Genomic DNA, 2,700 nt, shown 5'->3' on the forward strand with positions numbered 1-2,700 from the left:
GGCCGACGCGCGGACGCTGCCGTTCGCCGAGGGGTACGGCCTGGCCGTGAGCTTCGGGGCCTTCGGGCACTTCCTGCCCGCCGAGCGCCCGGCGCTCTTCGCCGGTGTCCGCCGGGCGCTGCGCCCCGGCGGCCTGTTCGCGTTCCCGATCGGGGCTCCGCCGCCGGTCCGCTCCCCGTGGCACTGGGCGCTGCTCGGCTTCGACGGGGTGATGCGGGTGCGCAACGCGCTGTGGCGCCCGCCGTTCGTCATGTACTACCGCACCTTCGAGCTGGCGCCGGTCCGCGCGGACCTCATCGACGCGGGCTTCGAGGTACGGCTGCTGCCGCTGGAGGAGTTCGGACGGCGTCCCGACGGCAGTCCGCGCTGGCGGCTCGTGGTGGCGCGGCGGGTGTGAGGGGCGGCTGGTCCGCGCCCGGGACGCGGGGGCCCCGGGCCGTGGGCCGCGCTCGGCCCACCGTACGGCGGGCCCCATCGCGAGGGACGCGCCGAGGAACACGGCACCGAGGACGAGCCACCCCGCCACGCCCCACACCACCAGGAGCCAGGTGAGCAGGAGCGGACCCAGGGTACGGGCGAGCGGCACGCCGGTGCCGAAGAAGCCCTGGTACTGACCGATGTGCGCGGCGGGGGCCAGCACGAGACCGATCTGCCACGAGCCCGCGGACTGCCGCATCTCGGCGACCACCTGGAGCAGGGCCCCGGCGACGAGGACAGAGACGGCAGCCCATGCGGGGAGCCGGGCCGCCGACACGGCGAAGACGGCGCAGGAGGCGCACATGACGGCCCCCGACCACCGCACCGCGCGCGCGGCGGTCGCGAGGCCGGTGACGCCGCGGGCCATCCGCACCTGAAAGCCCATGACGGCAAGGGTGTTGAGGACGAAGAGCGCGGAGACGAGCCATCCGGGGGCGTCGGTGCGCTCCACGATCCACAGCGGTATGGCCAGGCTGAGCAGCGGCATCCGCAGCAGGAGTACGGCGTTGAGGAGGGTGACCACGGCGTAGGGCCGGTCGCGTAGCACGGCGAGCCGGGTCTTGTGGGGTTCCGCCGTCCGGCGGGGCACGGCGGGGAGCCGCAGCAGTACGCCCGCGCAGAGCGCGAAACCGACCGCGTCCACCGCGAGGACGGCCCGGTAGGCGTCGGCGGTGTCATACCGCAGGGCGAGCCCGCCGAGGGCGGCGCCGACGGCGAGCCCGGCGTTGAGGACGGCCTGGAGGTGGGCGAGGACGGCGGTGCGTGCCGGGGGTGGCACGAGCCCGGCGAGCAGCGCCTGCCGGGCGGCGGCGAGACCGCACTGGGCGACGGCGTAGAGCACGGCGGCGGCGACGAACGGCACGAAGGAGCGGATGACCAGAAAGGCCGCGACGGCGCCCCCGGTGGCCGCGGCGAGCAGCACCGAGACACCGCGCGGCCCCCGCCGGTCGGCGAGCGCCCCGAGCGGCACCCCGACCACGGACCCGACGGCCCACGCCACACTCAGCCCGAGACCGACCTGAGCGGGCGACAGCCCGACGACACGGGTGAAGTGCAACGCGGACGACACGTAGAAGGCCCCGTCCCCGACGGAATTACTGAACTGCGCGACGGCGAGGACGCGGGGGGCGCCGGGCGGCGGAAGCATACGGATCGGCACGGAACTCCCCGTCTCGACGGCGCTGACTGACGGGCCGACGCTATGGGGCGAGCGGTGCCGCCGCCTGGGCCAATCACGTGCCGCGACCGTGTGCCAATCGCCCCCGCCGACGTCGGCGGGCGACGGCGTCGGTGTACGTCTCCCGGGTCAGGTCCTCGTCGCTGATGCCCAGATCCGTGAGGACGGCACGGATGCCGCTCAGTGCCTGCGGCACCTCACCTTCGCTGACGAGGGTCTCCGCCTCCAGAAAGGTGCCTTCGATCTCCGGTACGCGGACCAGCGTGACCAGCATGTGCCGCCCGTGCGTTTCGAAGGCGTAGTTCCGGCACTGCTTCTCGAACGCGATGGTCTCCACGTATCCGAGTCCTCGCAGGATGGCGTGGGCCGCATCGGCGTCGTCCACGACCGTCTCGTGCTCGGGTTTGGACCCGGATTCCGCATCGACGGTGGCGGCCTTGAAGGTCAGTACCGTACGGGAGCTGCTCTCGCCGTCGATCGTGCGCACGCGCAGCTCCTCGCCTGCTGTGGCGAGGCTTCCGTCGGGCCGGTCGTAGTACGTGTCCCGGTAGAGCTCGCGTCGTGACCGCGCCCGCTTGCCCAGCAGTGCCGTGACCCTCCGCGGTTCCTTTACCCGCGCCTTCAGTTCAGCCTCGATCACCCGTCGATCCTTTCAAACTGTGCGTCGAGCCTCTGTCAGGACCGCATCGAACATCCGCCGGAACCCGCGGAAGAGCGGGCCGTGGGGTGTTTCCATCACTTTGTACGTGGCTGACTCATGCCCCTCCCACCCCGCGTCGAAGGCCCCCACGAAGAGAGTCTCGTCGGCGCGGATCAGACGCCATGGCGGACTCACCGATCTCCGCAGCCCGCTGCGCCAGGGTCCGGCTGTCGGGATCGAGCAGTGCCACGCGCACCCGGAGTCCCTGACCGCCCTGGTCCTGCGGAAGGCACGAGGAGCGCAGGAGACTGTGGTTCAGGCCGATCAGTCCCAGACCACGTACCGCGAGGATGTCCAACTCTCGCGCGCGCCCCGCGTGTTCGCGGATCTCCTCGGCTGCCGACGA

At 72.6% G+C, this 2,700-nt stretch carries 2 protein-coding genes and 1 pseudogene; 1 reads left to right on the plus strand and 2 read right to left on the minus strand.

All coding sequences use genetic code 11. From position 1 onward, the window contains the following. On the plus strand, window positions 1–397 hold a 397-nt coding region (locus AB8Z36_RS36480; protein ID WP_369217684.1), incomplete at its 5' end, for an SAM-dependent methyltransferase. A gap of 222 nt (window positions 398–619) precedes the next feature. On the opposite strand, the pseudogene AB8Z36_RS36485 reads toward AB8Z36_RS36480, so the two are convergent. Together AB8Z36_RS36485 and cyaB are read right to left on the minus strand one after the other, a co-directional pair. After that, a pseudogene (locus tag AB8Z36_RS36485) lies at window positions 620–1,624 on the minus strand (MFS transporter); the annotation flags it as partial. An 85-nt stretch (window positions 1,625–1,709) separates the two neighbouring features. Continuing rightward, a complete protein-coding gene (cyaB, locus tag AB8Z36_RS36490; protein WP_369217683.1) occupies window positions 1,710–2,294 on the minus strand; it encodes a class IV adenylate cyclase in 585 nt (194 codons plus the stop codon). Between the last annotated feature and the right edge of the window lie 406 nt (window positions 2,295–2,700).

Source organism: Streptomyces flavofungini (genome assembly GCF_041028215.1).
Lineage (GTDB): Bacteria > Actinomycetota > Actinomycetes > Streptomycetales > Streptomycetaceae > Streptomyces > Streptomyces flavofungini_B.